Origin of the sequence: Arsenophonus endosymbiont of Crataerina pallida, assembly GCF_964020125.1 — a bacterium.
GTDB lineage: Bacteria > Pseudomonadota > Gammaproteobacteria > Enterobacterales > Enterobacteriaceae > Arsenophonus > Arsenophonus nilaparvatae.
Genome location: NZ_OZ026540.1, coordinates 2,837,179 through 2,864,178 on the forward strand (window position 1 = coordinate 2,837,179; position 27,000 = coordinate 2,864,178).

Genomic DNA, 27,000 nt, shown 5'->3' on the forward strand with positions numbered 1-27,000 from the left:
TCCAATTCAATCATAAGAAAAGAAAATAGGGAATGTAATGGGTATAAAAAAATAGATAAAAGAGAGATAACGAAATGATTGATAACAAAAAGCGTCCAAGAAAAGATCTTGATCGTATAGATAGGAACATACTGAATGAATTACAAAAGGATGGTCGTATTTCTAATGTAGAGCTTTCTAAGAGAGTAGGGTTATCACCAACACCTTGTTTGGAACGCGTGCGCCGGTTGGAACGTCAAGGTTTTATTTCAGGTTATACTGCTTTATTAAATCCACACTATCTCGATGCATCTTTGTTGGTTTTTGTTGAGATTACCTTGAACCGTGGTGCTGCGGATGTTTTTGAACAGTTTAATACCGTTGTGCAAAAACTGGAGGGAATTCAGGAATGTCATTTAGTCTCTGGGGATTTTGATTATTTACTTAAAACACGTGTTCCTGATATGTCTGCTTATCGTAAATTGTTAGGAGAGACTTTACTTCGTCTTCCAGGTGTCAATGACACCCGTACTTATGTAGTAATGGAAGAGGTAAAACAGAGTAATTGTTTGGTCATTAAGACACGCTAATCAAATAGATGCAAAACTGGAAAAAGTTAGGTACACTCCTGTTTATGCATACAGTTTCAACGCTGAGCATTACTCAGCGTTGTTCCTTTCAATCAACAGGAAAAACCTGGAGTGTTAGTTTTGGGCCAGGAATATACAGAAGACAAAAATATTAAGTTAAAAAAGATCAGTAATGGCAAGATACTGACAGAGATTATTTTACTTATAATTACTATCTGGGCGATTTTTTTAGTGGTGGCCCTGATAAGTTTTCATCCCTCCGATCCTAGCTGGTCGCAGACCACCTGGAATGAACCGATTAAAAATTTAGCTGGTGGTATTGGTGCTTGGTCAGCGGATATTCTTTTCTCTGTTTTTGGCATTTTAGCCTATGCTATACCATTAGTTATGTTGTTAGGATGTTGGAATGTATTTAAAGATATTGATAACCAGAATTGTCTGGATTTTTTTGTCCTTTCCTTACGCCTGATCGGTGGGTTGGCGCTAATAATTACATCGTGTGCTCTTGCATCACTTAATATTGATGATTTACCTAATTTTTCCTCTGGCGGAATTATTGGTAGTGTTTTTAGTAATGCCATCTTGCCTTGGTTTAATATTTTAGGAACAACCTTAGCGTTACTTTGTATATGGGCAGTTAGTTTCACCTTATTTACCGGTTGGTCATGGTTGACGATTGCGGAAAAGATTGGCGCACTAGTTTTAGCAACCATATCACTAATCACTAATCGTACTCGTAGAAATAACAAGCGTCAGACAACAGAAGCTTATGTTTCACCTCATCCGGCTAAATTGTACGATGGCACCAATGTAGATTATATCGATCCCGATGATGTACTTTTTTCAGCTTCGCCAATTAGTCAGCTAGCGAAAGAGGAATTGAGCAATAATAAAAACCATGAATTGCATGGTGAAAAGGCATTCACTCTGATGCCTGATGAAACTGAAGTTGGTTTTGATATTCAATCAGCAACACTGGACAAATATGATGAAGATATCTTTAGCAAACCTTCAGATATACCTATTCCAATGGATGATGATGTTAATCTAAATAAATCGATAGATGCTAATACCGTTACTCAAGTTAGCGAGCAAGATAAAACCGCAAATTTAAGTGAAACATTAATATCATCGGTAACAAAAATAGATGCCGAGGTTGACCCTAGTACTGTTTTCACGCCAGTAAAATCGCAAATTAAAAAGGGAATTGGCCCAGAATTTCCACGTCCTAATCCTGTTCGTTTACCAACGCGACGTGAACTTTACGGCAATCGTCTAACGACACAAAAAGAGCAGGAATTGGCTGCTGATCAAAACGCTTATCAAAATTCAGTAACGCAACCGGATGGTGCTGAGTTTAGTATTGATGATTGGAATGAAGATAAATTACGTGAACAGTTTTTGCAGCAGCAAAATAAACGTTATGACACTGATATAACTAACAATCTTAATCCGCCAACAGATAGAATCGATGACAAAGACAAACCGATTACATCAGATGAGGCAGAATTAAATACATCAGTTGAAAGCCAGCCGCATATAGAGCATAAATGGCCATTGGCAGAAGATAGAGAGGTATCGCAGGAGCAACTAGCAAAAGAGGTCAGCGAAATACCGCTATCTACTAAGGATAAAAAACAAAACGTCGAACAAACATTACCCGAGCAGGGAAGTCTTTTTCATCCTTTTCTGGTACGTAGTGATCAACCATTACCAAAACCCACGACACCGATGCCATCATTAGACCTACTTGCCAGTCCACCCACCCAAAATGAGCCGGTTGATATGTTTGCACTGGAGCAAACATCCCGTTTAATTGAAGCGCGTTTAAGCGATTATCGGGTAAAAGCGGAAGTCGTTGGTTTTTCTCCAGGGCCGGTTATTACCCGCTTTGAATTGGAGTTAGCTCCTGGCGTGAAGGCGGCACGTATTTCTAATTTATCAAGGGACTTAGCCCGTTCCTTATCAGCAACCGCGGTACGTATTGTTGAGGTGATACCGGGTAAACCTTATGTAGGATTAGAATTACCCAATAGAAAGCGTCAGACGGTTTATCTACGCGAAGTGCTTGATTGTGATAAATTTCGGCGCAACCCTTCACCATTAACCATTGTGTTAGGTAAAGATATTGAAGGTGAACCGGTTATCGCCGATTTAGAAAAAATGCCCCATTTGTTGGTTGCCGGTACCACTGGTTCGGGTAAATCGGTTGGGGTTAACGCCATGATCCTCAGTATTTTGTATAAAGCAAAGCCTGAGGATGTTCGTTTTATCATGATCGATCCTAAGATGTTGGAACTCTCCATTTATGAGGGCATTCCTCATTTGCTGACCGAAGTTGTCACCGACATGAAAGATGCAGCTAATGCACTGCGTTGGTGTGTTAATGAAATGGAACGTCGCTATAAGCTAATGTCTGCTTTAGGGGTAAGAAATTTAGTGGGCTATAACGATAAAATCAATGCTGCTGAACGTATGGGGCGCCCGATACCTGATCCATTTTGGAAGCCAGGTGATAGCATGGATAGTAGTCACCCGGTACTAAAAAAAGAGCCTTATATTGTTGTTATGGTTGATGAATTTGCCGATCTCATGATGACCGCGGGCAAGAAAGTTGAAGAGCTAATTGCGCGTTTGGCACAAAAAGCGCGGGCAGCCGGTATTCACCTTGTTTTGGCGACGCAAAGGCCATCGGTTGATATTATTACCGGTTTAATTAAGGCGAATATACCGACTCGGATTGCGTTTACTGTATCAAGCAAGATAGATTCTCGCACCATCCTTGATCAAGGTGGCGCTGAATCTTTATTAGGCATGGGCGATATGCTTTACTTACCGCCTAACTCCTCTATTCCAATTCGTGTCCATGGCGCGTTTGTTCGCGATCAGGAAGTGCATGATGTGGTTAAAGATTGGAAAGCTAGAGGTAAGCCCGAGTATATTGATAACATTACTAAGGCTAGCGATGAGGGTGAGAGTGGTAATGGTTATGATGGTGATGAAGAGCTTGATCCACTATTTGATCAAGCGGTTGAATTTGTGACGGAAAAGCAACGCGTCTCAATATCTGGCGTTCAACGACAATTCCGCATTGGTTATAATCGTGCCGCGAGGATTGTTGAACAGATGGAAGCGCAAGGGATCGTTAGTGAACCAGGCCACAATGGTAATCGCGAAGTCTTAACACCACCACCGACAGGACATTGATTTAACATATTATCTTAAAACCAATAAATATGTTGGATAGAAAGGTCATTACTTAATGAAAAAATTGATAATGCTAGGCTTGTTAGCGATAACTTTTCATATTAGCCAGGTATGGGCAGATGCCGCTTCTGAACTGCAAATTCGCCTAAATAAAATAAATAGTTTTCATGCCAATTTTACACAAAAGGTGACCAGTGCTGATGGTGATTTAATTCAGCAAGGTGAAGGCCAGCTATGGATCAAACGGCCAAATTTATTTAACTGGCATATGGTAGCACCAGATGAAAGTTGGTTAGTTTCTGATGGTACTAATCTTTGGTTTTATAATCCTTTTGTTGAGCAAGTTACGGTAACTTTATTGAGTCAGGCAACGACGGATACACCGTTTATGTTGATAACCCGTAATGATCCGCAGGATTGGAAACGTTATCAGATTAGTCAAAATGATAATGATTTTCTGCTAACAGCTACCCAAAATAAGGGAAATTTGAAACATTTTTCCATTACTGTTCAGCCTGATGGCACTATTCAACAATTTACGGCGGTAGAGCAAGATGGCCAGATGAGTTCATATCAGCTCAAAGGCCAGCAAAATAGCCATGTTGATGACAACAAATTTAAATTTGATCCACCACAAGGTGTAACTGTTGATGATCAAAGGTCAAGGAGGTGAGGTGACTAATTTGCCACTTGATTTTTCATCTAATGAATTTCAACCATTGGCCGCAAAAATGCGGCCAATCAACTTAAAGCAATATATTGGCCAGCTCCATTTATTAGCTAAGGACAAGCCACTCGCGCGTGCTATTGGTGCAGGCCAACTGCATTCCATGATTTTGTGGGGGCCGCCAGGTACCGGAAAAACGACCCTGGCTGAAATTATCGGTCACTATGCGGATGCCGCCATTGAAAAGATCTCAGCTGTAACCTCAGGTATCAAAGAGATCCGCGAGGCGATTGAAATTGCTCGCCAAAATCGGCAATTAGGGCGAAGAACGATTTTATTTGTTGATGAAGTTCATCGCTTCAATAAAAGTCAACAAGATGCCTTTTTACCTCATATAGAAGATGGTACGGTAACGTTTATTGGCGCCACAACAGAAAATCCTTCTTTTGAGCTCAACTCAGCCTTACTTTCACGCACGCGGGTTTATCTACTGAAACTGCTTTCTAATGAAGAAATTGTCATGGTTTTGCAGCAGGCAATGGAGGATAGAGAACGTGGTTATGGTGGCCAAAAAATTATTTTGCCCGATGACACCCGTGACATGATAGCCCAATTAGCCAATGGTGATGCCAGACGAGCATTAAATTTACTGGAAATGATGGTCGATATGGCTGAGAACAATGATAAAGATCAGCGAATATTAGCCGTAAATTTACTAAAAGAAGTTAGTGGTGAAAGAAGCGTTCGTTTTGATAATAAAGGCGATCGTTATTATGATCTCATTTCCGCACTACATAAATCTGTCCGTGGCTCTGCCCCCGATGCAGCGCTTTATTGGTATGCCCGAATTATCACTGCTGGCGGTGACCCCTTATATGTTGCTCGTCGCCTGCTGGCTATTGCCTCTGAAGATATAGGCAATGCTGATCCGAGAGCAATGCAAGTTGCGATAGCGGCGTGGGATTGTTTCACCCGTGTTGGCCCAGCGGAAGGAGAGCGAGCCATTGCCCAAGCAATTGTCTATTTAGCTTGTGCTGCTAAAAGTAATGCCGTTTATAAGGCTTTTCAGGCCGCCATAACAGACGCAAAGCAACAGCCAGATTATGATGTCCCCCCTCATTTACGTAATGCACCGACTAAGTTAATGAAAGATATGGGCTTAGGTCAAGAATATCGCTATGCTCACGATGAGCTCAATGCTTATGCTGCTGGTGAAAATTACTTTCCCGCCGAGATGCAAGAAACACGTTATTATTTTCCATCAAATCGTGGTTTAGAAGGAAAAATTGGCGAAAAATTATCCTGGCTGGCTGAATTGGATCAAAATAGCTTAACAAAACGCTATCGTTAAAAATCTCAATGGGGTAATGTAGCCAGATCAGGCTAAAAAAGTGTTAAGTGTCAGAGAAGACTGGCAGGTTGTTTTTATTTTTAAACCATAATAATTTTACAGGTTAAGCATGCTCGATCCAAATTTACTGCGTAATGAGCTAGACGTAGTTGCTGAAAAACTGGCTCGTAGGGGATTTATTCTCGATGTAGATATGTTGCGTAAACTAGAGCAAGAACGCAAAGATTTACAAATTAAAACAGAAAGCTTGCAGGCAGAACGAAATTCCCGCTCGAAGACCATCGGTGCAGCAAAAGCGCGCGGTGAAGATGTTGAAGCTTTACGTAAGCAAGTTAACCAGTTAGGTGAAGAGCTGGATAGTGCTAAAAGTAAACTAACGCAAATACAGGATGACATTCGTAATATTGCTTTAAGTTTACCCAACTTACCTGATGACAGTGTACCAGACGGCAACGATGAAACCGACAATGTCGAAATAAGTCGTTGGGGTGAGCCGCGTCAATATGATTTTACCATTAAGGATCATGTGGCATTAGGTGAATTAACTGATGGTTTGGATTTTTCGGCTGCGGTAAAAATTACTGGTTCCCGTTTTGTGGTCATGAAAGGCCAAATTGCGCGCTTGCATCGGGCATTGGCGCAATTCATGTTAGATTTACATACCGAACAACATGGTTATACGGAAACTTATGTTCCCTATTTAGTTAATCATGCCACCCTTTATGGCACCGGCCAGCTACCCAAATTCAGTGAAGATCTTTTTCATACCAAACCATTGGAAGAACAGGCATCAAATCAGCAATATGCGTTGATCCCAACCGCTGAAGTGCCGGTGACTAATCTAGTTCGGGATGAAATTTTAGCGGCAGAAAGTTTACCTCTCCGCCTGACAGCGCATACTCCCTGTTTTCGTTCTGAAGCAGGCTCTTATGGCCGCGATACGCGCGGCCTGATCCGTATGCACCAATTTGATAAAGTTGAATTAGTGCAGATAGTAGAGCCAGAAAAATCGATGGTAGCACTGGAAGAATTAACCGGCCATGCAGAAAAAGTATTGCAATTGTTAAAATTGCCTTACCGTAAAATTGTTTTATGTACTGGCGATATGGGTTTTGCAGCTTGTAAAACCTACGATCTGGAAGTCTGGCTACCGGCCCAAAATACCTACCGCGAAATCTCTTCTTGTTCAAATACCTGGGACTTCCAGGCACGTCGTATGCAAGCGCGTTTCCGTCATAAAGAGGATAAAAAACCACAGTTGGTGCATACCTTAAATGGCTCTGGTTTGGCTGTTGGTCGTACCTTGGTGGCGGTAATGGAAAATTATCAGCAAGCTGATGGACGGATTGAAGTGCCTGAAGTTTTACGTCCTTACATGAAGGGGTTAGAGTATATTGGCTAACGCAATGAGCGATGTTATTCAAATAACAACGCCTGTGATCAACAAATAAACTTGTCGGTAATATTCAGCGAATATCAGCCAAATGAAGTCAGACATAATATAAAGCTACTATTTAAAAGTAGCTTTATTTATTACTGCAGACCGGCCATGACAAAAGTGCTGAGTAGATATCATATTTTAATCTTGCTGGTGAATTTTCTATTTATTTCCTGTGCCAAAGAAGATAATTTTTTCTTGCTAATCGCTTAAATTAAGTTTATTGCTGTTTATGCTTTAGTTAATTAAAAAATATCAATTGAATATGTTTAAGAAATACGTTTCCCTTACTACTGAGTTAACCTAACACTCAAAAACCAAGGAGGCAGTATGGACACAGCATCATTTAAAAGTACCCCCCACCATCTTAGTACAAGATAATCGTGGGCTGGCCATCAGACAAATTCAATATAATCGTCATCCAGATACACCTGAGAATACCGAGACGTTAATCACACGATATCAAAATAATGCGCTGGGTTTTTTGGCTCGCAGCATAGATCCCCGTTTATATCAACAGCAGCAAACTGATAATACCGTTAAACCAAATTTCAGCTACATAACATCGCTTAGTGGTGAAGTATTGTCGGTAGAGAGTGTTGATGCAGGAATGACGGTGACAATGAAAGATATTGCTCAAAGACCCCATTTTGCGGTTAATGCCACCTCATACCGCTGTCACTGGCAGTATGAAGGTAATGACTCGCTTGGGCGATTGTTGTCGATCATCGAACAACAGCCAGGTAAAGAGTCTCAGATCAGCGAACGTTTTATCTGGGCTGGTAATAGCCAGGCAGAGAAAAGACTAAATTTAGTCGGTGCCTGTATTCGTCACTATGATACGGCGGGACTTGAACAAATCAATAGCATCGCCTTAAGCGGTGCCATGTTATCCACTGCACGTCGTTTACTACAAGATAACCTGGTTGCTAACTGGCAGGGACAGGATGAATCTGACTGGGATGCGCAGTTAACGGCAGCGATTTATACTAACCAGTATACCCGTGATGCGACTGGTGCGATATTGACGAGTACCGATGCGATCGGTAATCGCCAGCGGCAGGCCTATGATGTGGCTGGTATGTTAATGAGTAGCTGGCTGACACTAAAATCAGGCCATGAGCAGGTCATTGTCAAATCGTTAACCTATGCCGCCAATGGGCAAAAATTACGTGAAGAGCACGGCAATGGGATAGTGACTAGCTATGGTATGAGCCAGAAACGCAGCGGCTAGTTAATATCAAAACGGAACGACCGGTTGGCCATATGGCAGGCGCCAAGATACTGCAAGATCTGCGTTATGACTATGATCCGGTAGGTAATGTGTTACGTATTACCAATGATGCTGAGGCGACCCGTTTCTGGCGTAATCAGAAAATTGTGCCGGAAAATCACTATCGCTATGATAGTCTCTACCAGTTGGTGCAAGCTACCGGCCGAGAAATGGCCAATATTGGTCAACAAACTACGCAGTTACCGCCAGCATCTCCCATTGATAGTAATACCTTCGCCAATTATAGCCGAACCTACACTTACGATAGTGGTGGTAATTTATCGCAAGATGCAAAATTACCCATTCGTAAGTTATTGATGAAACTGGATGACAGCAAGCAAATTACTGCGATGCGTTTTTTCAATAAACGTGCAGGGGAAGAGCGTTATTTTACTGCTTCGGTCTCTTTCCAGCGCGTGCCCAATACGGCGATCAATGAAGTTGAAAACGTGGTAGCGCGTTTCTCACTTAAATCTGATATGCAAATCTATACAGCATAGTAAGGATGCAGTATGGCGAAATTTACCCTGATACCCAAGCCAACGTTTAAAGCCAATGTCCTCATTCCGGTGGCAGGCAAAAAAGAGCCAGAGGTAGTGACCTTCACCTTTAATCACAAAGCCATGAGTGAACTGGAAACCATGCGTGAAATGCCGATTGATGAATTCTACCAGCAGATTATTGCTGACTGGGCAATTGAAGAGCCTTATCACGCTGATAATTTAAAGCTGTTATTTGACAACTATCCCTCAGCTGCCAGCGCCATTAGTACAACGTATTATAGCGAACTATTAGGCCAACGCGAAAAAAACTCCTAGCGGTCGTTGAGGCCATGTATGACGGCATGACCGAGACCGATATCCGCAACTTTGAAGCCGCCTTTGGTTTTACGCCGGAAGACAGCGAGGTCGAAGTCTGGCCAGATGTCTGGGAGGCTTATCTTACTTTTAATGCGCTTCGTACTCAGTGGCGAATGGGGGTGAATGGGCCAACAGGGCTGGATTACAGCGTGTTATCCCACGTCATCGATTTTTTGGGTATTAACCAGGATAAAGCCGCTTTATTTAATGATATACGGGTGATGGAAGCTAAAGCCTTAGCGATGATGCACCAATAAGGTGGGTATTTTTTATCACAGGCTTAGAGTAGGAAAGATATCAATTTTTATTATCATACAATTTGATTAATGTATTGAATATCATTTTCTTAACTTCTTCAGCTTGAGAATCTGCTAGTTTTTCGATATCGGTTTTGTAATCTTGTACGGTAACTGATTTATCAAGGGCATCTATGACTATCTGCATCAATTCTGCATTATACGCCATAGTGCCCCGACCAGTAACAATAATTATACCGTCAATATTACCATATTACCGTATCTGATCGCACTAATCGGGCGGTATTAAGTAGCTTAACCGAAGATCCGACTATGGTAGACAGGCTATTTACCCCGGGTGGGCAGCAGCAACAATTATTATCGGGACAAGCGCTTACCTGGACGCCGCGTGGAGAGTTACTAACGGTAACATTAGCCGTCCATAATGACCAACCCGCGGATCTGGAATGGTATCGTTACGATGCCAATAGTCAACGACTGGTTAAAACCAGCGTCAGACAGCAGAGTAATACCGAGCAGACACAGCAAGTGATTTACTTGACAGGTGCTGAACTGCGTACCACAACCAATGGTAATGGCGTGCAAGAGCTGCTGGAGATAACAACCATGGGTGAGGCAGGGCGTGCGCAAGTACGGGCGCTGCACTGGACAACAGGTAAGCCAACGGAGATCAACAATGATCAGCTGCGCTACAGTTATGATGATCAGCTAGGCAGCAGTCGGCTAGAGGTGGATGAAAACGGGCTACTGATAAGTCAGGAGGAGTATTATCCCTATGGCGGCACCTCGGTATTACTGGCCGTCAGTCAGTTAGAAGTCAATTATAAAACTATCCGCTATTCAGGCAAAGAACTGGATGCCAGCGGGCTCTATTATTACGGTTATCGCTACTACCAGCCCTGGGTGGGGCGTTGGCTGAGTGCTGATCCGGCCGGCACGGTTGATGGGCTAAATCTCTATCGATTCTGTAGAAATAATCCAGTCACCTTAGTTGATGAAAAAGGAATGGCTCCATCTTTGAAAAAAGATGTGGCTAAGAGTGTCAGTAAGGCAATAAAAACCATAGATAAAACACAAAAAGTATTAAAGGAAAATAAAGAAGCGGTTGAACAGGTGATGACTACTTTCTTTGGTAATACTTCAAGTGAGCTTAAAGAGAGATGGAGTAAAGATTTAACAAGTATGCAGGATTTTATGAAAGCTTTTAATGTGGATAAAAATTTTGTTACCTTGTCCGATGGAGAAGGAGCACCGATAGCTTCAGTAGATCTTTTGAAACGTCAATCATATTGGAGATATTGGGGGGCGATAAAAAAAGTTCAGCGCGATGCCGAGTTTTTGGATAAAAAGCAAGTCAAGAAGTTACTTGCTGAGAAAGAAGTATCCTATAAGGACGAGAAGAAAACGCCATATTTGGAATCAAATGCTAAAATGTGGTACCAAACTCAGCAAAGAGTCGGTGATGATTTTATGACTCAGATAATAATCCACGAATTCTCCCACGCCGCACTTTATACCGAAGATTTTGTTTATGGAGCGAATTTCCCTGAAGTAAATCCGTTGCCACTATATAGCTTACCGGTGGGTAAGGTACCAGAGAAATATCAACTTCTGACATATAAAAGCCGAGGCGGAAATATGGGAGAGGCGGCTGATTTTCAAAGATTAGCTTATGCAAATGCAGATTCTTTTGCTTTTGCCACCACGCTTTTAGCCTATTCAGCGTCTAAAGACAGTAAACGGAGAGAGCAATTTGAACGCTTTGTTATCAATCGGCCGGCATTAGCAGATTAATCCTAACGCTATTTTTAATATTAGGGCTTTTTTCTGTACATACCACCGTGAAAAAAGCCCGATTTATTAAAACTGAAAAATTAAATCACAAAATTTTTTATCGCCCATCGAATAAATTAATAAACCACTTTATAGCCATAACCTTGCAAAATATGTTTTATTCGCTCCATGGTTTCCGTTGATGGTGGTCTGATATCGCTCAGCTGGTACTCTTCCCCCATCGCTAGCCATTTATGTTTGCCTAATTCATGGTAGGGTAACAGCTCTATTTTTTCGATATTGGGCATATCACGGGTAAATTGGCCTAGTAAGTGGGCGGATAGGTCATCATCTGACCAACTGGGTACCACTACATAACGGATCCAGGTTTTCTGTCCACGTTTCGCCAGATAGCGGGCAAATTCTAAGGTGCGATGATTGGAAACGCCAACTAGATTTTTATGAATGCTATCGTCCAGTTGTTTTAGATCTAACATCACTAAATCGGTGACATCCAGTAACTCATCGATCACTTTATCATAACGGCGGACAAAACCATTAGTATCAAGACAAGTATGAATGCCTTGTTGCTGACAAGCGCGAAACCAGTCTCGAACAAATTCAGCCTGCAAAATGGCTTCACCGCCGGAAGCGGTCACGCCGCCACCGGAAGCATTCATAAAATGGCGATAGCTAACCACTTCTTTCATCAATTCTTCGACGGTAATTTCTTTACCACCGTGGGTATCCCAGGTATCTCGGTTATGGCAGTACAGACAACGCATCAGGCATCCCTGAAAAAAAACGATAAATCGAATACCCGGGCCATCTACCGTACCACAAGATTCAAAAGAGTGAATACGCCCAACTAGCGACATAACATCTCCAAAATTGATGGGAGTTAAAAAGCCCCATTTTAAGCGGGGCTTTTATACACTACTATTTTAGTCCAACGGAAAATTGTTACATAGTTTCCGTAAATGTACGGGTAATAACATCTTGCTGCTGTTCTTTGGTCAAAGAATTGAAACGCACTGCATAACCTGAAACACGAATAGTTAGCTGAGGATATTTCTCTGGATTTTCCATCGCATCTAATAGCATTTCACGATTCATGACATTAACGTTTAGATGTTGGCCACCTTCAATATTGGCTTCATGGTGGAAATAACCATCCATCAGTCCGGCCAGATTGGTTTTACGTACCTCATCATCTTTACCTAATGCGTTAGGCACAATAGAAAAAGTATAAGAGATCCCGTCTTTGGCATAAGCAAAGGGTAATTTTGCCACCGAAGTCAGAGAGGCTACGGCTCCTTTCTGATCACGGCCATGCATTGGGTTAGCGCCTGGGCCAAAAGGTGCACCAGCACGGCGGCCATCAGGAATATTACCAGTTTTTTTACCATAGACCACATTGGAGGTAATGGTTAGAATTGATTGCGTTGGCACAGCATTGCGGTAAGTCCGTAATTGCTGGATCTTCTTCATGAAGCGTTCGACTAAATCGCAAGCAATATCGTCGACCCGATTATCATTATTACCAAATTGTGGATATTCACCGGTAATATTAAAATCAATCGCAACACCATCTTCATCACGGACAGGCGAAACTTTGGCATATTTAATCGCTGATAATGAGTCAGCGGCAACGGAAAGACCCGCAATACCACACGCCATGGTACGATAAACATCGCGATCATGTAGTGCCATCAAGGCTGCTTCGTAGCTATATTTATCATGCATATAGTGAATGACATTCAACGCAGTTACATATTGCGTGGCTAGCCAATCCATGAAGTGATCCATTCTGTCCATTACTACATCAAAATTGAGTACATCATCGGTAATGGCAGGCATTTTAGGCCCAACTTGCAATTTAGATTTTTCATCGATACCACCATTAATGGTATATAGCAATGTTTTGGCTAAGTTTGCGCGCGCGCCGAAAAATTGCATCTGTTTACCGACGATCATCGGACTGACATAGCAGGCAATCGCATAGTCATCATTGTCAAAGTCTGGTCGCATCAAATCATCGTTTTCATACTGAATTGATGAAGTATCAATAGACACTTTGGCGGCAAATTTTTTGAAATTCAGTGGCAGCTTTTCTGACCAAAGAATTGTCATATTGGGTTCCGGAGAAGGGCCCATCGTATATAGCGTATTGAGGAAACGATAAGTATTTTTCGACACTAAGGTACGTCCATCGACGCCCATACCAGCCAGTGACTCGGTTGCCCAAATAGGATCACCGGAGAATAGCTCGTCATATTCAGGGGTACGTAGAAAACGCACCATACGCAGTTTCATGACTAAGTGGTCGATAAGTTTCTGTGCTTGTTGCTCGGTTAAGAGACCAGCTTTTAGATCGCGTTCAATATAAATATCAAGGAAAGTAGAAACACGGCCGAAAGACATAGCGGCGCCATTTTGCGATTTAACCGCCGCCAGATAGGCAAAATAGGTCCATTGAACCGCTTCTTTCGCATTGGTTGCCGGGCCTGAAATATCATAGCCATATTTTGCTGCCATCTCTTTCATTTGACCTAACGCACGGTGTTGCTCGGCAATCTCTTCACGTAACTGAATGGTCATTTCCAGTTCTTCACCCTGCTCTAGCTTACTTTGCAGAGAGTTGAACTGAGCTAGTTTGTCATCACGTAAAAAATCAATACCGTAAAGTGCTACCCGACGATAGTCACCGATTATCCGGCCACGACCATAGGCATCTGGCAGTCCGGTCAAAATACCTGATTTACGGCATTTCATAATATCGGGTGTATAAACATCGAATACCCCTTGATTATGGGTCTTACGGTATTCGGTAAAGATTTTTTTCAACGCTGGATCCAGTTCACGATCGTAGGCTTTACATGAACCTTCGACCATTTTGATGCCACCAAAGGGGATCAATGCGCGCTTAAGTGGCGCGTCGGTTTGTAGACCTACAATCTGCTCTAACTCTTTTTCAATATAACCGGCATCATGGGAAGTAATAGTGGCAGCAATAGCAGTATTAAAATCGACAGGGGCATGAGTACGATTTTCGATCTTGATTCCTTGCATCACTTTTTCCCACAAGGTATCAGTCGCTTTGGTTGCACCGGCTAAAAATGATTCATCACCTTCATAAGGAGTATAATTGCTTTGGATGAAATCACGCACATCAACGTCTTTTTGCCAGTTCCCCTGATTAAATCCTTGCCATGCAGCAGAGAATTTTTCATTTAACTTGGACATCATATTTTTACCTTTATTTTTAAATAATAAAATGCTGACAACCGGTACGCGATCGATCAATGTTGACATCCATCACGTAAATATATTAACCAATATGTCATACCGACTAACAAAGCGCCGCCGATGATATTACCAATAGTGACAGGTATAAGATTTTCTGTAATAAAATTGGCCACAGTTAAATGAGAAAACTGGCTTTCATTTACTCCGGTCATCAGCCAAAAATCCGGTGATGCAAAATTTTTGATCACGATGCCTAACGGGATCATAAACATGTTGGCAATGCTATTTTCAAAACCACTGGCAACAAACATGCCTATTGGTAAAATTAATACAAAAATTTTATCTAGCAAGCTACGACCTGAATAACTCATCCAGACACCCAAGCAAACCATCAAGTTGGCTAAAATACCTAAACAAAGCGCTTCGAGAAAAGCGTGATCAAGTTTATGATTTGCAGTTTGTAAAACATTAAGTCCCCATTGGCCATTAGCCACCATGTACTGTCCGGCAAACCAGATTAATGCAACGAATAACAGCGCACCAACAAGATTACCAATGTAGACATGAAACCAATTAACAAACATCTGTTTCCAAGAGACTTTGCCGGTTGCTTTTGCCACAATGGTTAACACGGTAGAAGTAAAAAGATCAGCCCCACAGACAACCACCAGCATCAGTCCTAACGAAAAACATAGACCGCCAGCAAGTTTAGCCAGTCCGAAAGGAACAGTTGCAATACCCGTGGTGACAGTAATATAAAAAACGAAAGCAATGGAAATAAATATACCTGCGGTAATAGCAGATAAATAAGTAATTTGAGGATGCTTATTAACTTTATATACCCCGGTATTATCGGCAAGTTGCGCCATTGCAGCCGGTGATAATAAATTGGACAAGTTGTTAGCTTTCATAACCAACATGCTCTTATGAAGTTAAGGAATTATGGCGTCAGCAATATTAACAAAGGGGACATCAGATAAATTTGATATAGATCATTATTATTTGGTTAACAAATAGCAATAAAACCAAAAAATTAAGATAACTATTTGATTTATAATTGAAAGTTTTTTTAATTTTTATAAAAAAATTTTATAAAAACGATTGAGAAATAAATAATCAGGTTAAATTATCGTTGAAAGCGGTTTTTTGTCCAATAAAGATTAACCTGATATTTATTGTTAGATTTGACTAATCAGTTAAAGTAAGCCTGTTTAGCGGTTTGCAGTTTATGATAAACATTGAGTAACACTTGATGCGCCGGCAGGGTTTGTAACTCAGCATCAATTGACCATAAGCCATAAAAACAATTTTCACCGGCAATAGCCTTCGATGCGGCCGTAACAACATGTTGACCATACATTTTGTTGAAAGCTTCATCGTATTGAAAAGGCTGACGTTCAGCTTCTTGAGTTAATTGCAGTAATGTTTGTAGACAGCGATAATAATTGGCTCGTTCGGCAGTAAATAGCGAAGAGTTGAACTCTAGCGTCCATTCAACCCATAGTAGCACTTGAACAAAATCACCACCTGCCAGTGCTAGCATCAATTTTAATTCACCGATCCGTAAGTGGCTCCAGCCATTACCGCTACCAACGGCAATACCTAATAATTCACGGACACGAGTAAAATCATCAAAACCTTCATCATCCAGCCGCCCTAACAACCGCAGATAATCATCTTTTTGCCACTGACTATCAGGCAGTGACATAATGGTATCACGTAAATCTATCGCCATCGCGTTATTGGCAATCTGCAGATCGTCGACTGGATAAATATCTGATATTCCCGGAACAATAATACGGCAGACATAAACATCTAAATGCTGATAATCGGCAATATAAACTTCAGCATTCATATGATTGAAAATCGCCATCAAAGTAGCAAATTCTGAGTTTGTGGTGCCTTTAAAGTTCCAATCGACAAAGGAATAATCGGCATCACGTTTAAATAGATCCCAACTAATTAAACCGCTTGAATCTATAAAATGGGTTTCCAGATTAGTATGCTCTGCAACTTCATCATCATCAAATGTTGGCATATTAAATACATCCAAATCTTTTAAACTGCGGCCTTGCAGTAATTCGGTAACTGTACGTTCAAGTGCGATACCAAAATCAGGATGGGCACCAAAAGAAGCGAAACAAGTGCCATTACTCGGATTAAAAAGTACCACACAGATAACCGGGTATTTACCACCGAGAGAAGCATCAAAACAGAAAATAGGAAAACCTTCCTCTTCTAATTTAGCAACTGCCTGAACAACGCCAGGATAGCGCTCCATGACATGCTCAGGAATAACAGGCAAACTGATTCGCTCGGCAATAATACGGTTTTTAATATGACGCTCAAAGATCTCTGACAATGCCTGCACCCGCGCTTCATCTTGCGTATTACCGGCTGACATGCCATTTGACACATACAGATTACCAATAATATTCATTGGAATATAAACCGTTTGTTGATCGGATTGGCGGATAAAAGGTAACATACAAATCCCGCGGGCCTTATTACTTGATTGTAAATCAATCAGCATACTAGCGGACAGATTATTATCAGGATCGTAGAAAGCACGTAATTTTGCATCCAACATTCCTTCAGGTAAGTGATCGTCCGATGTTAGAGCAAACCACTTTTCATTGGGATAGTGGACAAAATTACCATTTGCAATTTTAGCGCCTAGATAAAAATCAGCGAAAAAGTAATTGGTTGCCAAACATTCAAAATATTCCCCCAGTGCAGAGGCCAAGGCGGCTTTTTTACTAGCGCCTTTACCGTTAGTAAAACACATAGGGCAGTCTCTATCACGGATATGGACTGACCAGACATTCGGCACTGGATTTAACCAAGAGGCCTCTTCAATATGAAAACCGAGTTTTTTAAGTTGTTGCTGAAACGTGGTAATAGAATCTTCTAATGCGGCATCTTTGCCAGGAATAAAGGTTTGGCTCATAAATTGGTTACTTATTCGTTTTTGATAACTAAAAGCAGATAATACGGCATTTTTGTTTGCTTCTCTATTCGATAGGCCACAGTAGCAAAATGCAATATTGAAATTAATAGCTATTTTTGCTGAAAATAACAGAAATATATTTTGAATTTTATATAATTTACCAAATTTTTAAAATGGTATTTTATTATGAAGAAGTTAAATATTTCTTTGTTAGTTGGTGCTATGTTGTTAACTAACAGTGCTGCTTCTGCCTTACCAACCATTACGGTACTAGCCACTGGAGGTACGATAGCTGGTTGCGATGATTCAGCGACTCAATCCCAATATACAGCCGGTAAAGTGAGTATTGATGCATTAATTAATGCGGTACCTGAAATAAAGAAAATTGCGCATCTTAATGGCGAACAAATTGTTAATATCGGTTCGCAAGATATGAATGATCAGGTATGGTTAACTTTAGCGAAGAAAATTAATGCCGATTGTGACAAAACAGCTGGTTTTATCATTACTCATGGTACTGACACGCTAGAGGAAACCGCTTATTTTTTAGATTTAACCACCCACTGTCATAAACCAATTGTAATGGTTGGTGCGATGAAGCCTGCCACAGCATTAGGTGCTGATGGGCCGTTAAATCTCTATAACGCCGTTATTGTTGCCACTGATAAAAGAGGCGGGCAAACGAGGTGTCTTATTAGCCATGGACGATAAAGTTATTAGTGGTCGTAATGTGGTTAAAATGAATACCAACTTTGTTGAAGCATTTGAAGCTGTTAATGCTGGCGCTGAAGGTTTTATCTACAATGGCAAAGTGCACTATTTAAACGCGGCTCAACCCAGAGCGCAGAGCGCAATTTTTGATATTAGTCAGTTAGATAAATTACCTAAAGTTGGCATTGTTTATAATTATTCAAATGCATCGGCACTACCAGCCAAATCATTGATCTATCATGGCTATCAAGGCATTGTTAGTGCTGGTGTGGGTAACGGTAATATGTATAACAAAATTTTTAATGTATTGGCCGATGCAGTAAAACAAGGCATAGGGGTTGTTCGCGCTAGTCGTGTGCCAACAGGTTTTACAACTCGCGATGCAGAAGTGGATGATAGTAAATATGGATTTGTTGCTGCAGAACGTTTGAATCCACAGAAGGCTAGGGTTTTACTACAGTTAGCCTTGACTCAAACCCATGATCCAATAAAAATTCAAGCGATGTTTGATAAGTATTAATTGGTTATCAGAAAAATGCTGTTTGCCGGCCAGTTGTTTTATTTATAGCTGTTCAGTGGTAATGTTAAAACCTAACCAGAGATTAAATAAAAGTAAAAGCTTAATTAGGTCAATAAGGGTGGGTGATGAGTCAGGTATATAATTTTAGCGCTGGTCCGGCCATGTTACCGGTAGAAGTTTTACATCGTGCACAACAAGAACTTTGTAATTGGAACGGTATGGGTGTTTCGGTGATGGAAATAAGCCATCGCAGTGAAGCTTTTATGGAGATAGTTAAAGAAGCGGAACAAAATCTACGTCAATTACTCAAAATACCCGATAATTATAAAATCCTTTTTTGTCACGGTGGTGCCAGAGGTCAATTTGCCGCCTTGCCACTAAATTTATTTCAACCTGATGAAACCGTTGACTATATTGTTGGTGGCTATTGGGCAAAGTCTGCTGCGCAAGAGGCAGCAAAATATTGTGCTGTCAATGAGATTGATATTCGGCTGGAAAAATCAGCTTATTTAAGCGTGCAACCGATGGATAAATGGTCATTAACGACCAGTGCCAAATACCTTCATTATTGCCCGAATGAAACGATTGATGGTATAGCTATCCACACACCACCTGATTTTTCGGCCGATAAAATTGTTATTGCTGATTACTCCTCAGCTATCTTATCACGGCCAATTGATGTCAGCCGTTTTGGTGTTATTTATGCTGGTGCGCAAAAAAATATTGGGCCAGCAGGTATCACATTGGTTATCATTCGGGAAGATTTGTTAGGTAGGGCGAGAAAGGCAACCCCTTCTATCCTTGATTACACCATATTGGCTAAAAATGACTCAATGTACAATACGCCACCAACTTTTGCCTGGTATCTATCGGGTATGGTGTTTAAATGGTTAAAACAGCAGGGTGGTTTGCAAGAAATAGAAAAACGCAATCAACAAAAAGCCCGCTTACTGTATGATGTTATTGATAATAGCCAGTTTTATATTAATCGAATCGATCCAGTTAATCGTTCGGTCATGAATATTCCATTCCAAATGGTAAAACCTAGCTTAGATGATGAATTTATCAAAGCGGCAGAGCGGCAAGGGCTACTGTTCCTGAAAGGGCATAAAGCAGCAGGTGGCATGCGTGCTTCAATTTATAATGCTATGCCGCTGGCTGGTGTACAGAAGCTAGTTGATTTTATGATTGATTTTGAACATCAGAATAAATAAATTAAATAATCCTTTATGGTTAGATTGGTAGTGATATCGTCTAACCCTATCAAATGAATATAAATGTGATTTAAATAATTTATCCAACTTCGTTATTGGAGAGTCTACTATTAATGCAAGCCCTGACAATACAACCCATTTCTTACGTTGAAGGTACTATCAATCTTCCTGGCTCGAAAAGTATTTCTAACCGGGTATTATTGTTAGCTGCATTAGCGCAAGGCCAAACCGTTTTAACTAATCTTCTTGCTAGTGATGATATTCGTCATATGCTTAATGCTTTGACAGCATTGGGTGTCGAATATCAATTATCCCAGGATCTCACCACGTGTATTGTAAAAGGTGGCGGGCATTATTTTAGCCATAAAAAAGGTTTAGAAATTTTTCTCGGTAATGCCGGCACGGCTATGCGCCCATTAACTGCGGTCTTAGCATTGGCGGACAATGATATTGTCTTAACCGGCGAGCCCAGAATGAAAGAGCGACCTATTGGCCATCTCATTGATGCGCTACAGCAAGGTGGGGCAAATATTGATTATCTTGAGCAACCTGGTTATCCGCCTATAAGGATAAAAGGTGGCTTTCGCGGTGGGAATATCACAGTAGATGGACGCGTATCTAGCCAATTTTTAACAGCTCTTTTAATGGCCACACCTTTAGCGCCTAATGATACGACTATTCAGATAAAAGGAGAGCTGGTTTCTAAACCCTATATTGACATTACTCTGGCACTGATGCGTGATTTTGGCGTTGAAGTAGACAATCAACACTATTGTCGATTTCATATTAAAGCCGGACAACATTATATTTCACCAGGGGATTATCTTGTTGAGGGCGATGCCTCTTCTGCCTCTTATTTTTTAGCTGCGGCAGCAATTAAAGGTGGTACCGTTAGGGTAACAGGTATTGGCAAAGATAGCTTGCAAGGCGATACCCAATTCGCTGCTGTACTAGAAAAAATGCGTGCCAAAATACGTTGGGGTAAAGGTTATATCGAATGTCAACGAGGTGAGTTAATTGGTATTGATATGGATATGAATGCGATCCCCGATGCGGCGATGACGGTTGCGACTCTGGCGCTCTTTGCTCGTGGTGAAACTATTATTCGTAATATCCATAACTGGCGGGTAAAAGAAACTGACAGATTAACGGCGATGGCGACTGAATTAACAAAAGTTGGCGCAAAAGTGGAAGAAGGTCGTGATTATATACGTATTTTACCGCCTAAATTATTACAGCATGCTGAAATAGCAACTTATAATGATCATCGTATGGCGATGTGCTTTTCACTTGTCGCGTTGTCAGATACGCCGGTTACCATTTTGGATCCAAATTGTACCGCTAAGACTTTTCCAGACTACTTTAATCAACTAGAAAAATTAAGTTATCGATACTAGTGTATACCTAAAAATTAGTACAATACTGAACGACGAGTATTATGCCTGTAACGCTAAATTTGCTCTAAATATCTCTTTGTTTTCCTAAATAGAATGAATTGAGTATAATAGGGTACTTATTAGCCTGATAGAAAGTAGTTGCTAAATTGCATTTCTATCACAAAGGAGGAGTATAATGGTGGTTTTACCCCCCGTTATCACAGTTGATGGTCCAAGTGGCGCAGGTAAAGGTACATTATGTCAGGCATTGGCAAATAAACTGGGCTGGCAGTTACTTGATTCCGGCGCCATTTACCGTGTTCTGGCTTTAGCAGCATTACATCATCATGTTGATATTAAGTCTGAAGAAGCATTAGTTCCATTAGCGGCTAATCTTGATGTCCGTTTTGAACCAAGAGAAAACGAATTAGCTGTTATGCTTGAGGGGGAGGATGTCAGTAATGCAATTCGTAGCGAAGTTGTTGGTAATACGGCATCTCTTAGCGCAACTTTTCCTCGCGTTAGAGAAGCATTATTGCGTCGGCAAAGAGCATTTCGCACTAAACCGGGTTTGATTGCTGACGGTCGTGACATGGGAACGGTGGTTTTCCCAGACGCACCGGTAAAGATTTTTCTTGATGCCACACCTGAAGAGCGCGCTCGTAGACGAATGCAACAGTTGCAGGAAAAGGGCTTTGATGTTAAATTAAGCGATCTTTTAACTGATATTAAAGAGCGTGATTATCGTGATCGTAATAGGTTAATTGCGCCATTGGTACCCGCAAAAGATGCGTTGATCCTGGATTCTACAAAGTTATCAATTGAAGGGGTCATCGAGCAAGTACTTGCTTATGTGAAAAAAAAGCAAATATTATCTATATAATATGCTCAATATTGACATATAATAAGTTAATACACCTATTTGGTGTAGCTGAATTTGTGTTCAGTTAAGTAAAGCTTTGTAACAAGGAGTGTTGCGAGGTATGTGAAATAACCCCATTTGGCAGGATGTTGAATGGCAGTTAAAATTTTTGAAGATCTTACTATGACAGAATCTTTTGCTCAACTCTTTGAAGAATCTTTACAGAGTATCGAAACCCGTCCAGGGGCTATTGTTCGTGGTGTTGTTGTTGCTATCGACAAAGATGTCGTGTTAGTTGATGCCGGTCTGAAATCAGAATCAGCGATTCCAGTAGAACAATTTAAAAATGTGCAAGGTGAGCTAGAAATTCAGGTTGGTGATGAAATCGATGTTGCTTTAGATGCAGTAGAAGATGGTTTCGGTGAAACTATCCTGTCTCGCGAAAAAGCGAAACGTCATGAAGCTTGGTTGATGCTAGAAAAAGCCTATGAAGATGCCGAAACAGTTATGGGCATCATCAATGGCAAAGTGAAAGGTGGTTTCACAGTAGAATTAAAAGGAATTCGTGCATTTTTACCCGGTTCATTGGTTGATGTTCGCCCAGTTCGTGACACAACTCACCTGGAAGGTAAAGAGCTTGAGTTCAAAGTTATCAAACTGGATCAGAAACGCAATAACGTTGTTGTTTCGCGTCGTGCTGTGATTGAGTCTGAAAGCAGTGCAGAACGTGATCAGTTACTGGAAAACTTGCAGGAAGGCATGGAAGTTAAGGGTATTGTTAAGAACTTAACTGACTATGGTACATTCGTTGATCTGGGCGGTGTTGATGGCTTATTACACATTACTGACATGGCTTGGAAACGTGTTAAACACCCAAGTGAAATTGTGAATGTTGGTGATGAAATCAATGTTAAAGTATTGAAGTTTGATCGTGATCGTACACGTGTTTCTTTAGGCCTGAAGCAGCTTGGAGAAGATCCATGGGTAGCTATTGCTAAGCGTTATCCAGAAGGCACTAAGTTGACAGGGCGAGTCACTAATCTTACTGATTATGGCTGCTTTGTTGAAATTGAGGAAGGTGTTGAAGGTTTAGTACACGTTTCCGAAATGGATTGGACTAATAAAAATATCCATCCATCTAAAGTTGTTAATGTGGGTGATGTTGTTGAAGTTATGGTTCTGGATATTGACGAAGAGCGTCGTCGTATCTCATTAGGTTTGAAACAGTGTAAACCAAATCCATGGCAGCAATTTGCAGAAACGCACAATAAGAATGATCGGGTAGAAGGTAAAATAAAATCTATTACTGATTTTGGTATCTTCATCGGTTTAGAAGGTGGTATTGATGGTTTAGTTCATCTGTCTGATATTTCTTGGAATGTTGCAGGTGAAGAAGCGGTTCGTGAATACAAAAAAGGCGATGAAATCGCTGCAGTTGTATTGCAAGTTGACGCTGAACGTGAACGTATTTCTTTGGGTATTAAACAGTTAGCGGAAGATCCATTTAATAACTATCTGTCTGCTCATAAGAAAGGTGTCATCGTTACCGGTAAAGTAGTGGCTGTTGATGCGAAAGGAGCAACGATTGAGTTGGCTGCTGGTGTTGAAGGTCACTTACGTGCATCTGAAGCTTCACGTGATCGCGTGGAAGATACTACTCAAGTATTAAACGTTGGCGATACAGTTGAAGCTAAATATACTGGTGTTGATCGCAAAAACCGTATCATTACCTTATCTGTTCGTGCAAAAGATGAAGCAGATGAAAAAGATGCCATTGCTTCTGTGAACAAACAGGAAGATACCAATTTTGCCAATAATGCGATGGCAGAAGCGTTCAAAGCAGCGAAAGGCGAATAATTAAGTTAAATACATAGGGCAACATTTTGTTGCCCCGTAACGGTAGTTTAGGGGAGGTACTATGACCAGGTCTGAATTAATTGAAAGACTTATTAACCAATTAGCTCATATACCAGCAAAACTTATTGAAGAAGCTGTGAAAGAAATGCTTGATCATATGGCAATAACACTTGCTAAGGGAGAGCGTATTGAGATTCGCGGATTCGGCAGTTTTTCTCTTCATTACCGTGCACCGCGCATCGGCCGTAATCCGAAAACGGGTGATAAAGTTGATTTGAAAGGAAAACATGTTCCTCACTTCAAGCCGGGTAAAGAATTACGTGATCGCGTTAATATTTATGCATAAATATTAACAAATTTAATTTATTTATTCTCTTAAAATGGTGTCTTAATTAAGGCGCCATTTTTTATTGCTGCGCTCAGGTCAATTTTTCCAATACAATTTTTTGAATTATTAAAATCTCTCTTTATTGTTATAAGACATTTAATTATTAAAAAATAATAATAAAATTTTATAATCAAAAATAAATTTTCTTAACTTAACATTAGTTGATAATAATCTCGCAAAAAAATGAAAATAGTAGAAAAGGGATAAATATTATTTTGACCTTTTATATAAAATCTCATTTATCCTTTTGAAAAAATTCAATATTAATACTAATTTTCGTAATATAGATCTGGCCAAGGAAGAGCTATATGAAAAAAATGTCAGCTCATATAAATAGGCTGCAGATAAATATTAATTCAGCGTCAGTGGCTGTAATATTGGGATTATTACCTTTACTTTTTTTATCTCAATTACCAAATAAATCATTACAATTATGGTTGTTTGTTATATTTTGTTTATTGTGGTTTATTCCATTTTATTTAACAAAATTTATTTCTGTTTTAGCTATAAGTTTTTTGTGGGGATGTTGGCAGGGATATTATTTATTAGAAAAAATGAAATTATTAAGTCAGCAAGAACAACGTCATGTAGCCATTATTGAAGATAGTTTAGTTAATAGGGATAATAATATTCGAATAAAAGTAAGGTTGTTAATCAATAATAAAGAATCATTTCCGATATTGTATGCTTATCTTCAGTTTAAGCCTAATGCTCTGACCAAAAATAATTTTTTTTGTGCCGGACAAAAACTCATTTTTTCTGGTCGGTTAAAGCCCGTTCATAGTTTATTAAATGAAGGCGGATTTGATTTACAACGTTATGCCATAAGTCAACGCTTGCTAGGTACGTTTAATGTTCAAAACTTTACTATATTGAATAAACACTGTTCTTTAAGGCAAAAGGTAATTGCAGCGTCGGTTAATGTTATCAGTAAATATCATAATCAGGCGGTGATTTATGCTTTAACGTTTGGGGAACGTGGATTATTAGAACCCGTATTAAGGCAACAATTGCAACGAACCGGTATTGCGCATTTGATGGCTATCTCAGGTTTACATATTGGCATGGCTTATTTTTTTGGTTTTTGGCTATATCGTTTGATTCAGTTTTTATTACCCATTTGTTTTATCGAGCTTCGTATACCGATGTTAGTGGGTTGGTGCTTTGCTTTAGGTTATGTTTGGTTATCTGGTTGGGCGATACCTGCACTGCGGGCTATATTTGCCTTATCGTTATGGCTTTATATTCGGCAACAAAATTTTGTTTGTTTTCCCTGGCAATGGGCATTATGGAGTATTACTTTAATTTTAGTGTTTGAACCTCTTGCGATACTTTCTGATAGCTTTTGGCTTTCGAGTTTTGCGGTTGCGGCATTAATATTTTGGTTTTCGTTTGTCAAATTGAGTGTACAGTTTCAACACAGTTGGCTTAATTGGATAGTTAAATTGGTTCATTTGCAATTAGGTATGCTGATTCTATTAATTCCTATTCAATTGATTTTATTTCAAGGAGTTAATATTACTAGTATTTTTGCTAATTTATGGGCTGTGCCAATTATTTCATTTATAACCATACCGTTAATTATGGTTTCATATATTTGTATTTTTTGGTACGCAGGACAAAATTTATTATTTGGTATAATCGATAAAAGCATTAGTTTAGCATTATGGCCCCTGACTCATATTGAGCGATACTGGCTTGATACTGGCCATCTTCCAATTATCATAACTGGGCTTAGTTGGCTTATTATTTTATGTTGGCAGTTTAGTTGGTTTGTGCAGTATAAGTTGCTGATAATATTGTTAATTTATTGGTCAATCACGACCATGAAACAAAGCGATTTGGTTCTTTGGCGATTGATTATGTTAGATGTGGGGCATGGATTAGCAATTATTATTGAGCGACAGGGAAAAGTGTTAATTTATGACACCGGTATTTCATGGAAGAAAAACAGTATTGCTAATAGTACAATTTTGCCTTATTTACGATATCATCGTTTAACACCTGAAGGCGTTATACTTAGTCATAATCATATCGATCACACTGGTGGGGTAGCGAGTTTATTATTAACCTATCCTGGATTAAAGATCAGAAGTCACTTTGATAAAAAAAATCATTTTCCATGCCATCGAGGTATTTATTGGCAATGGCAGAAATTACATTTTGAAGTATTATGGCCAATAGTTGATCAAAAAAGATCATATAATAATGAATCGTGTGTAATAAAAATTAGTGATGGCTATCATTCGGTTATTCTATCTGGCGATATTGAAAAAACAGCGGAGAAAGAACTCGTGCGTCTAGCAATAGCAAATTTGCCGGCTAATTTATTACAAGTTCCTCATCATGGTAGTAATACTTCGTCGACGATGGCGTTTATTCAAGCAATTAAACCGCAATATGCACTTACTTCTGTTGCACGTTATAGCCGTTTTTACCTTCTGATAAAGTACGCCAACGATATGAGAATATAGGGGC

The 27,000-nt window shown here is 40.1% G+C and carries 19 protein-coding genes and 3 pseudogenes; 17 read left to right on the forward strand and 5 right to left on the reverse strand.

Annotation, left to right across the window (positions count from 1 at the left end; translation table 11 throughout):
- Nucleotides 1-74: 74 nt before the first annotated feature.
- The 9 genes and pseudogenes from lrp to AACL31_RS15210 all read left to right on the forward strand — a co-directional run bounded on the left by lrp (nucleotide 75) and on the right by AACL31_RS15210 (nucleotide 9,622).
- Nucleotides 75-569 (forward strand): leucine-responsive transcriptional regulator Lrp, encoded by a 495-nt coding sequence (gene lrp / locus AACL31_RS15170; protein ID WP_339053320.1) that lies wholly within the window; start codon nucleotides 75-77, stop codon nucleotides 567-569.
- A 120-nt stretch (nucleotides 570-689) separates the two neighbouring features.
- Complete coding sequence (locus tag AACL31_RS15175) at nucleotides 690-3,776, forward strand: DNA translocase FtsK 4TM domain-containing protein (protein ID WP_310511212.1); 3,087 nt, start codon at nucleotides 690-692, stop codon at nucleotides 3,774-3,776.
- 55 nt (nucleotides 3,777-3,831) lie between these two features.
- Nucleotides 3,832-4,449, forward strand: a complete 618-nt coding sequence (gene lolA, locus AACL31_RS15180) for an outer membrane lipoprotein chaperone LolA (RefSeq protein ID WP_310511177.1) — start codon at nucleotides 3,832-3,834, stop codon at nucleotides 4,447-4,449.
- A 1-nt stretch (nucleotide 4,450) separates the two neighbouring features.
- On the forward strand, nucleotides 4,451-5,794 hold the full coding sequence (locus AACL31_RS15185; protein WP_310511211.1) for a replication-associated recombination protein A: 1,344 nt from the start codon (nucleotides 4,451-4,453) through the stop codon (nucleotides 5,792-5,794).
- Between the two features lie 109 nt (nucleotides 5,795-5,903).
- On the forward strand, nucleotides 5,904-7,196 hold the full coding sequence (gene serS, locus AACL31_RS15190) for a serine--tRNA ligase (protein WP_310511176.1): 1,293 nt from the start codon (nucleotides 5,904-5,906) through the stop codon (nucleotides 7,194-7,196).
- Between the two features lie 658 nt (nucleotides 7,197-7,854).
- Nucleotides 7,855-8,792 (forward strand): annotated as a pseudogene (locus AACL31_RS15195) (RHS repeat protein); the annotation flags it as partial.
- 30 nt (nucleotides 8,793-8,822) lie between these two features.
- On the forward strand, nucleotides 8,823-9,005 hold the full coding sequence (locus AACL31_RS15200) for a phage tail tube protein (protein ID WP_310511210.1): 183 nt from the start codon (nucleotides 8,823-8,825) through the stop codon (nucleotides 9,003-9,005).
- 12 nt (nucleotides 9,006-9,017) lie between these two features.
- Nucleotides 9,018-9,323: a phage tail assembly chaperone gene (locus AACL31_RS15205; protein ID WP_026823578.1), complete on the forward strand. Its 306-nt coding sequence runs from the start codon at nucleotides 9,018-9,020 to the stop codon at nucleotides 9,321-9,323.
- A 26-nt stretch (nucleotides 9,324-9,349) separates the two neighbouring features.
- Nucleotides 9,350-9,622, forward strand: coding sequence for a DUF1799 domain-containing protein (locus AACL31_RS15210; protein ID WP_310511175.1), 273 nt, complete (start codon nucleotides 9,350-9,352; stop codon nucleotides 9,620-9,622).
- A gap of 40 nt (nucleotides 9,623-9,662) precedes the next feature.
- On the opposite strand, the gene AACL31_RS15215 is transcribed toward AACL31_RS15210, so the two are convergent.
- Nucleotides 9,663-9,830: a hypothetical protein gene (locus AACL31_RS15215; RefSeq protein ID WP_339053321.1), complete on the reverse strand. Its 168-nt coding sequence runs from the start codon at nucleotides 9,828-9,830 to the stop codon at nucleotides 9,663-9,665.
- Between AACL31_RS15215 and AACL31_RS15220 the strand changes: the two are divergent.
- Nucleotides 9,795-10,642: pseudogene (locus tag AACL31_RS15220) on the forward strand (RHS repeat-associated core domain-containing protein); the annotation flags it as partial. The gene AACL31_RS15215 and the pseudogene AACL31_RS15220 sit on opposite strands and share 36 nt — an antisense overlap.
- Nucleotides 10,643-11,532: 890 nt before the next feature.
- On the opposite strand, the gene pflA reads toward AACL31_RS15220, so the two are convergent.
- The 4 genes from pflA to ycaO all read right to left on the reverse strand — a co-directional run bounded on the left by pflA (nucleotide 11,533) and on the right by ycaO (nucleotide 17,594).
- Complete coding sequence (gene pflA / locus AACL31_RS15225; protein WP_310511173.1) at nucleotides 11,533-12,273, reverse strand: pyruvate formate lyase 1-activating protein; 741 nt, start codon at nucleotides 12,271-12,273, stop codon at nucleotides 11,533-11,535.
- Nucleotides 12,274-12,358: 85 nt separating this feature from the next.
- Nucleotides 12,359-14,641 carry a formate C-acetyltransferase gene (gene pflB, locus AACL31_RS15230; protein ID WP_310511209.1) on the reverse strand — a complete coding sequence of 761 codons (2,283 nt, stop codon included), beginning with the start codon at nucleotides 14,639-14,641 and terminating at the stop codon, nucleotides 12,359-12,361.
- Nucleotides 14,642-14,697: 56 nt separating this feature from the next.
- On the reverse strand, nucleotides 14,698-15,555 hold the full coding sequence (gene focA / locus AACL31_RS15235) for a formate transporter FocA (RefSeq protein ID WP_339053322.1): 858 nt from the start codon (nucleotides 15,553-15,555) through the stop codon (nucleotides 14,698-14,700).
- Between the two features lie 281 nt (nucleotides 15,556-15,836).
- A complete protein-coding gene (ycaO, locus tag AACL31_RS15240; RefSeq protein WP_310511171.1) occupies nucleotides 15,837-17,594 on the reverse strand; it encodes a 30S ribosomal protein S12 methylthiotransferase accessory factor YcaO in 1,758 nt (585 codons plus the stop codon).
- Nucleotides 17,595-17,780: 186 nt separating this feature from the next.
- Here ycaO and ansB point away from each other — a divergent pair.
- The 7 genes and pseudogenes from ansB to AACL31_RS15275 all read left to right on the forward strand — a co-directional run bounded on the left by ansB (nucleotide 17,781) and on the right by AACL31_RS15275 (nucleotide 26,996).
- Nucleotides 17,781-18,825: pseudogene (gene ansB, locus AACL31_RS15245) on the forward strand (L-asparaginase 2).
- 125 nt (nucleotides 18,826-18,950) lie between these two features.
- A complete protein-coding gene (gene serC / locus AACL31_RS15250) occupies nucleotides 18,951-20,039 on the forward strand; it encodes a 3-phosphoserine/phosphohydroxythreonine transaminase (RefSeq protein WP_310511170.1) in 1,089 nt (362 codons plus the stop codon).
- A 113-nt stretch (nucleotides 20,040-20,152) separates the two neighbouring features.
- Complete coding sequence (gene aroA, locus AACL31_RS15255) at nucleotides 20,153-21,436, forward strand: 3-phosphoshikimate 1-carboxyvinyltransferase (RefSeq protein WP_310511169.1); 1,284 nt, start codon at nucleotides 20,153-20,155, stop codon at nucleotides 21,434-21,436.
- A 175-nt stretch (nucleotides 21,437-21,611) separates the two neighbouring features.
- Nucleotides 21,612-22,298, forward strand: coding sequence for a (d)CMP kinase (cmk, locus tag AACL31_RS15260; protein WP_310508988.1), 687 nt, complete (start codon nucleotides 21,612-21,614; stop codon nucleotides 22,296-22,298).
- A gap of 162 nt (nucleotides 22,299-22,460) precedes the next feature.
- Nucleotides 22,461-24,134, forward strand: coding sequence for a 30S ribosomal protein S1 (gene rpsA / locus AACL31_RS15265; protein ID WP_310511208.1), 1,674 nt, complete (start codon nucleotides 22,461-22,463; stop codon nucleotides 24,132-24,134).
- 61 nt (nucleotides 24,135-24,195) lie between these two features.
- Complete coding sequence (gene ihfB, locus AACL31_RS15270) at nucleotides 24,196-24,480, forward strand: integration host factor subunit beta (RefSeq protein WP_026822377.1); 285 nt, start codon at nucleotides 24,196-24,198, stop codon at nucleotides 24,478-24,480.
- 350 nt (nucleotides 24,481-24,830) lie between these two features.
- Nucleotides 24,831-26,996, forward strand: a complete 2,166-nt coding sequence (locus AACL31_RS15275; protein WP_339053323.1) for a DNA internalization-related competence protein ComEC/Rec2 — start codon at nucleotides 24,831-24,833, stop codon at nucleotides 26,994-26,996.
- Nucleotides 26,997-27,000 lie beyond the last annotated feature (4 nt).

Coding starts and splice junctions, on each gene's coding strand:
- lrp (WP_339053320.1), top strand. CDS start 75: ATGATTGATAACAAAAAGCGTCCAAGAAAAGATCTTGATCGTATAGAT.
- lolA (WP_310511177.1), top strand. CDS start 3,832: ATGAAAAAATTGATAATGCTAGGCTTGTTAGCGATAACTTTTCATATT.
- serS (WP_310511176.1), top strand. CDS start 5,904: ATGCTCGATCCAAATTTACTGCGTAATGAGCTAGACGTAGTTGCTGAA.
- AACL31_RS15200 (WP_310511210.1), top strand. CDS start 8,823: ATGAAACTGGATGACAGCAAGCAAATTACTGCGATGCGTTTTTTCAAT.
- AACL31_RS15205 (WP_026823578.1), top strand. CDS start 9,018: ATGGCGAAATTTACCCTGATACCCAAGCCAACGTTTAAAGCCAATGTC.
- AACL31_RS15210 (WP_310511175.1), top strand. CDS start 9,350: ATGACCGAGACCGATATCCGCAACTTTGAAGCCGCCTTTGGTTTTACG.
- AACL31_RS15215 (WP_339053321.1), bottom strand. CDS start 9,830: ATGGCGTATAATGCAGAATTGATGCAGATAGTCATAGATGCCCTTGAT.
- pflA (WP_310511173.1), bottom strand. CDS start 12,273: ATGTCGCTAGTTGGGCGTATTCACTCTTTTGAATCTTGTGGTACGGTA.
- pflB (WP_310511209.1), bottom strand. CDS start 14,641: ATGTCCAAGTTAAATGAAAAATTCTCTGCTGCATGGCAAGGATTTAAT.
- focA (WP_339053322.1), bottom strand. CDS start 15,555: ATGAAAGCTAACAACTTGTCCAATTTATTATCACCGGCTGCAATGGCG.
- ycaO (WP_310511171.1), bottom strand. CDS start 17,594: ATGAGCCAAACCTTTATTCCTGGCAAAGATGCCGCATTAGAAGATTCT.
- serC (WP_310511170.1), top strand. CDS start 18,951: ATGAGTCAGGTATATAATTTTAGCGCTGGTCCGGCCATGTTACCGGTA.
- aroA (WP_310511169.1), top strand. CDS start 20,153: ATGCAAGCCCTGACAATACAACCCATTTCTTACGTTGAAGGTACTATC.
- cmk (WP_310508988.1), top strand. CDS start 21,612: ATGGTGGTTTTACCCCCCGTTATCACAGTTGATGGTCCAAGTGGCGCA.
- rpsA (WP_310511208.1), top strand. CDS start 22,461: ATGACAGAATCTTTTGCTCAACTCTTTGAAGAATCTTTACAGAGTATC.
- ihfB (WP_026822377.1), top strand. CDS start 24,196: ATGACCAGGTCTGAATTAATTGAAAGACTTATTAACCAATTAGCTCAT.
- AACL31_RS15275 (WP_339053323.1), top strand. CDS start 24,831: ATGAAAAAAATGTCAGCTCATATAAATAGGCTGCAGATAAATATTAAT.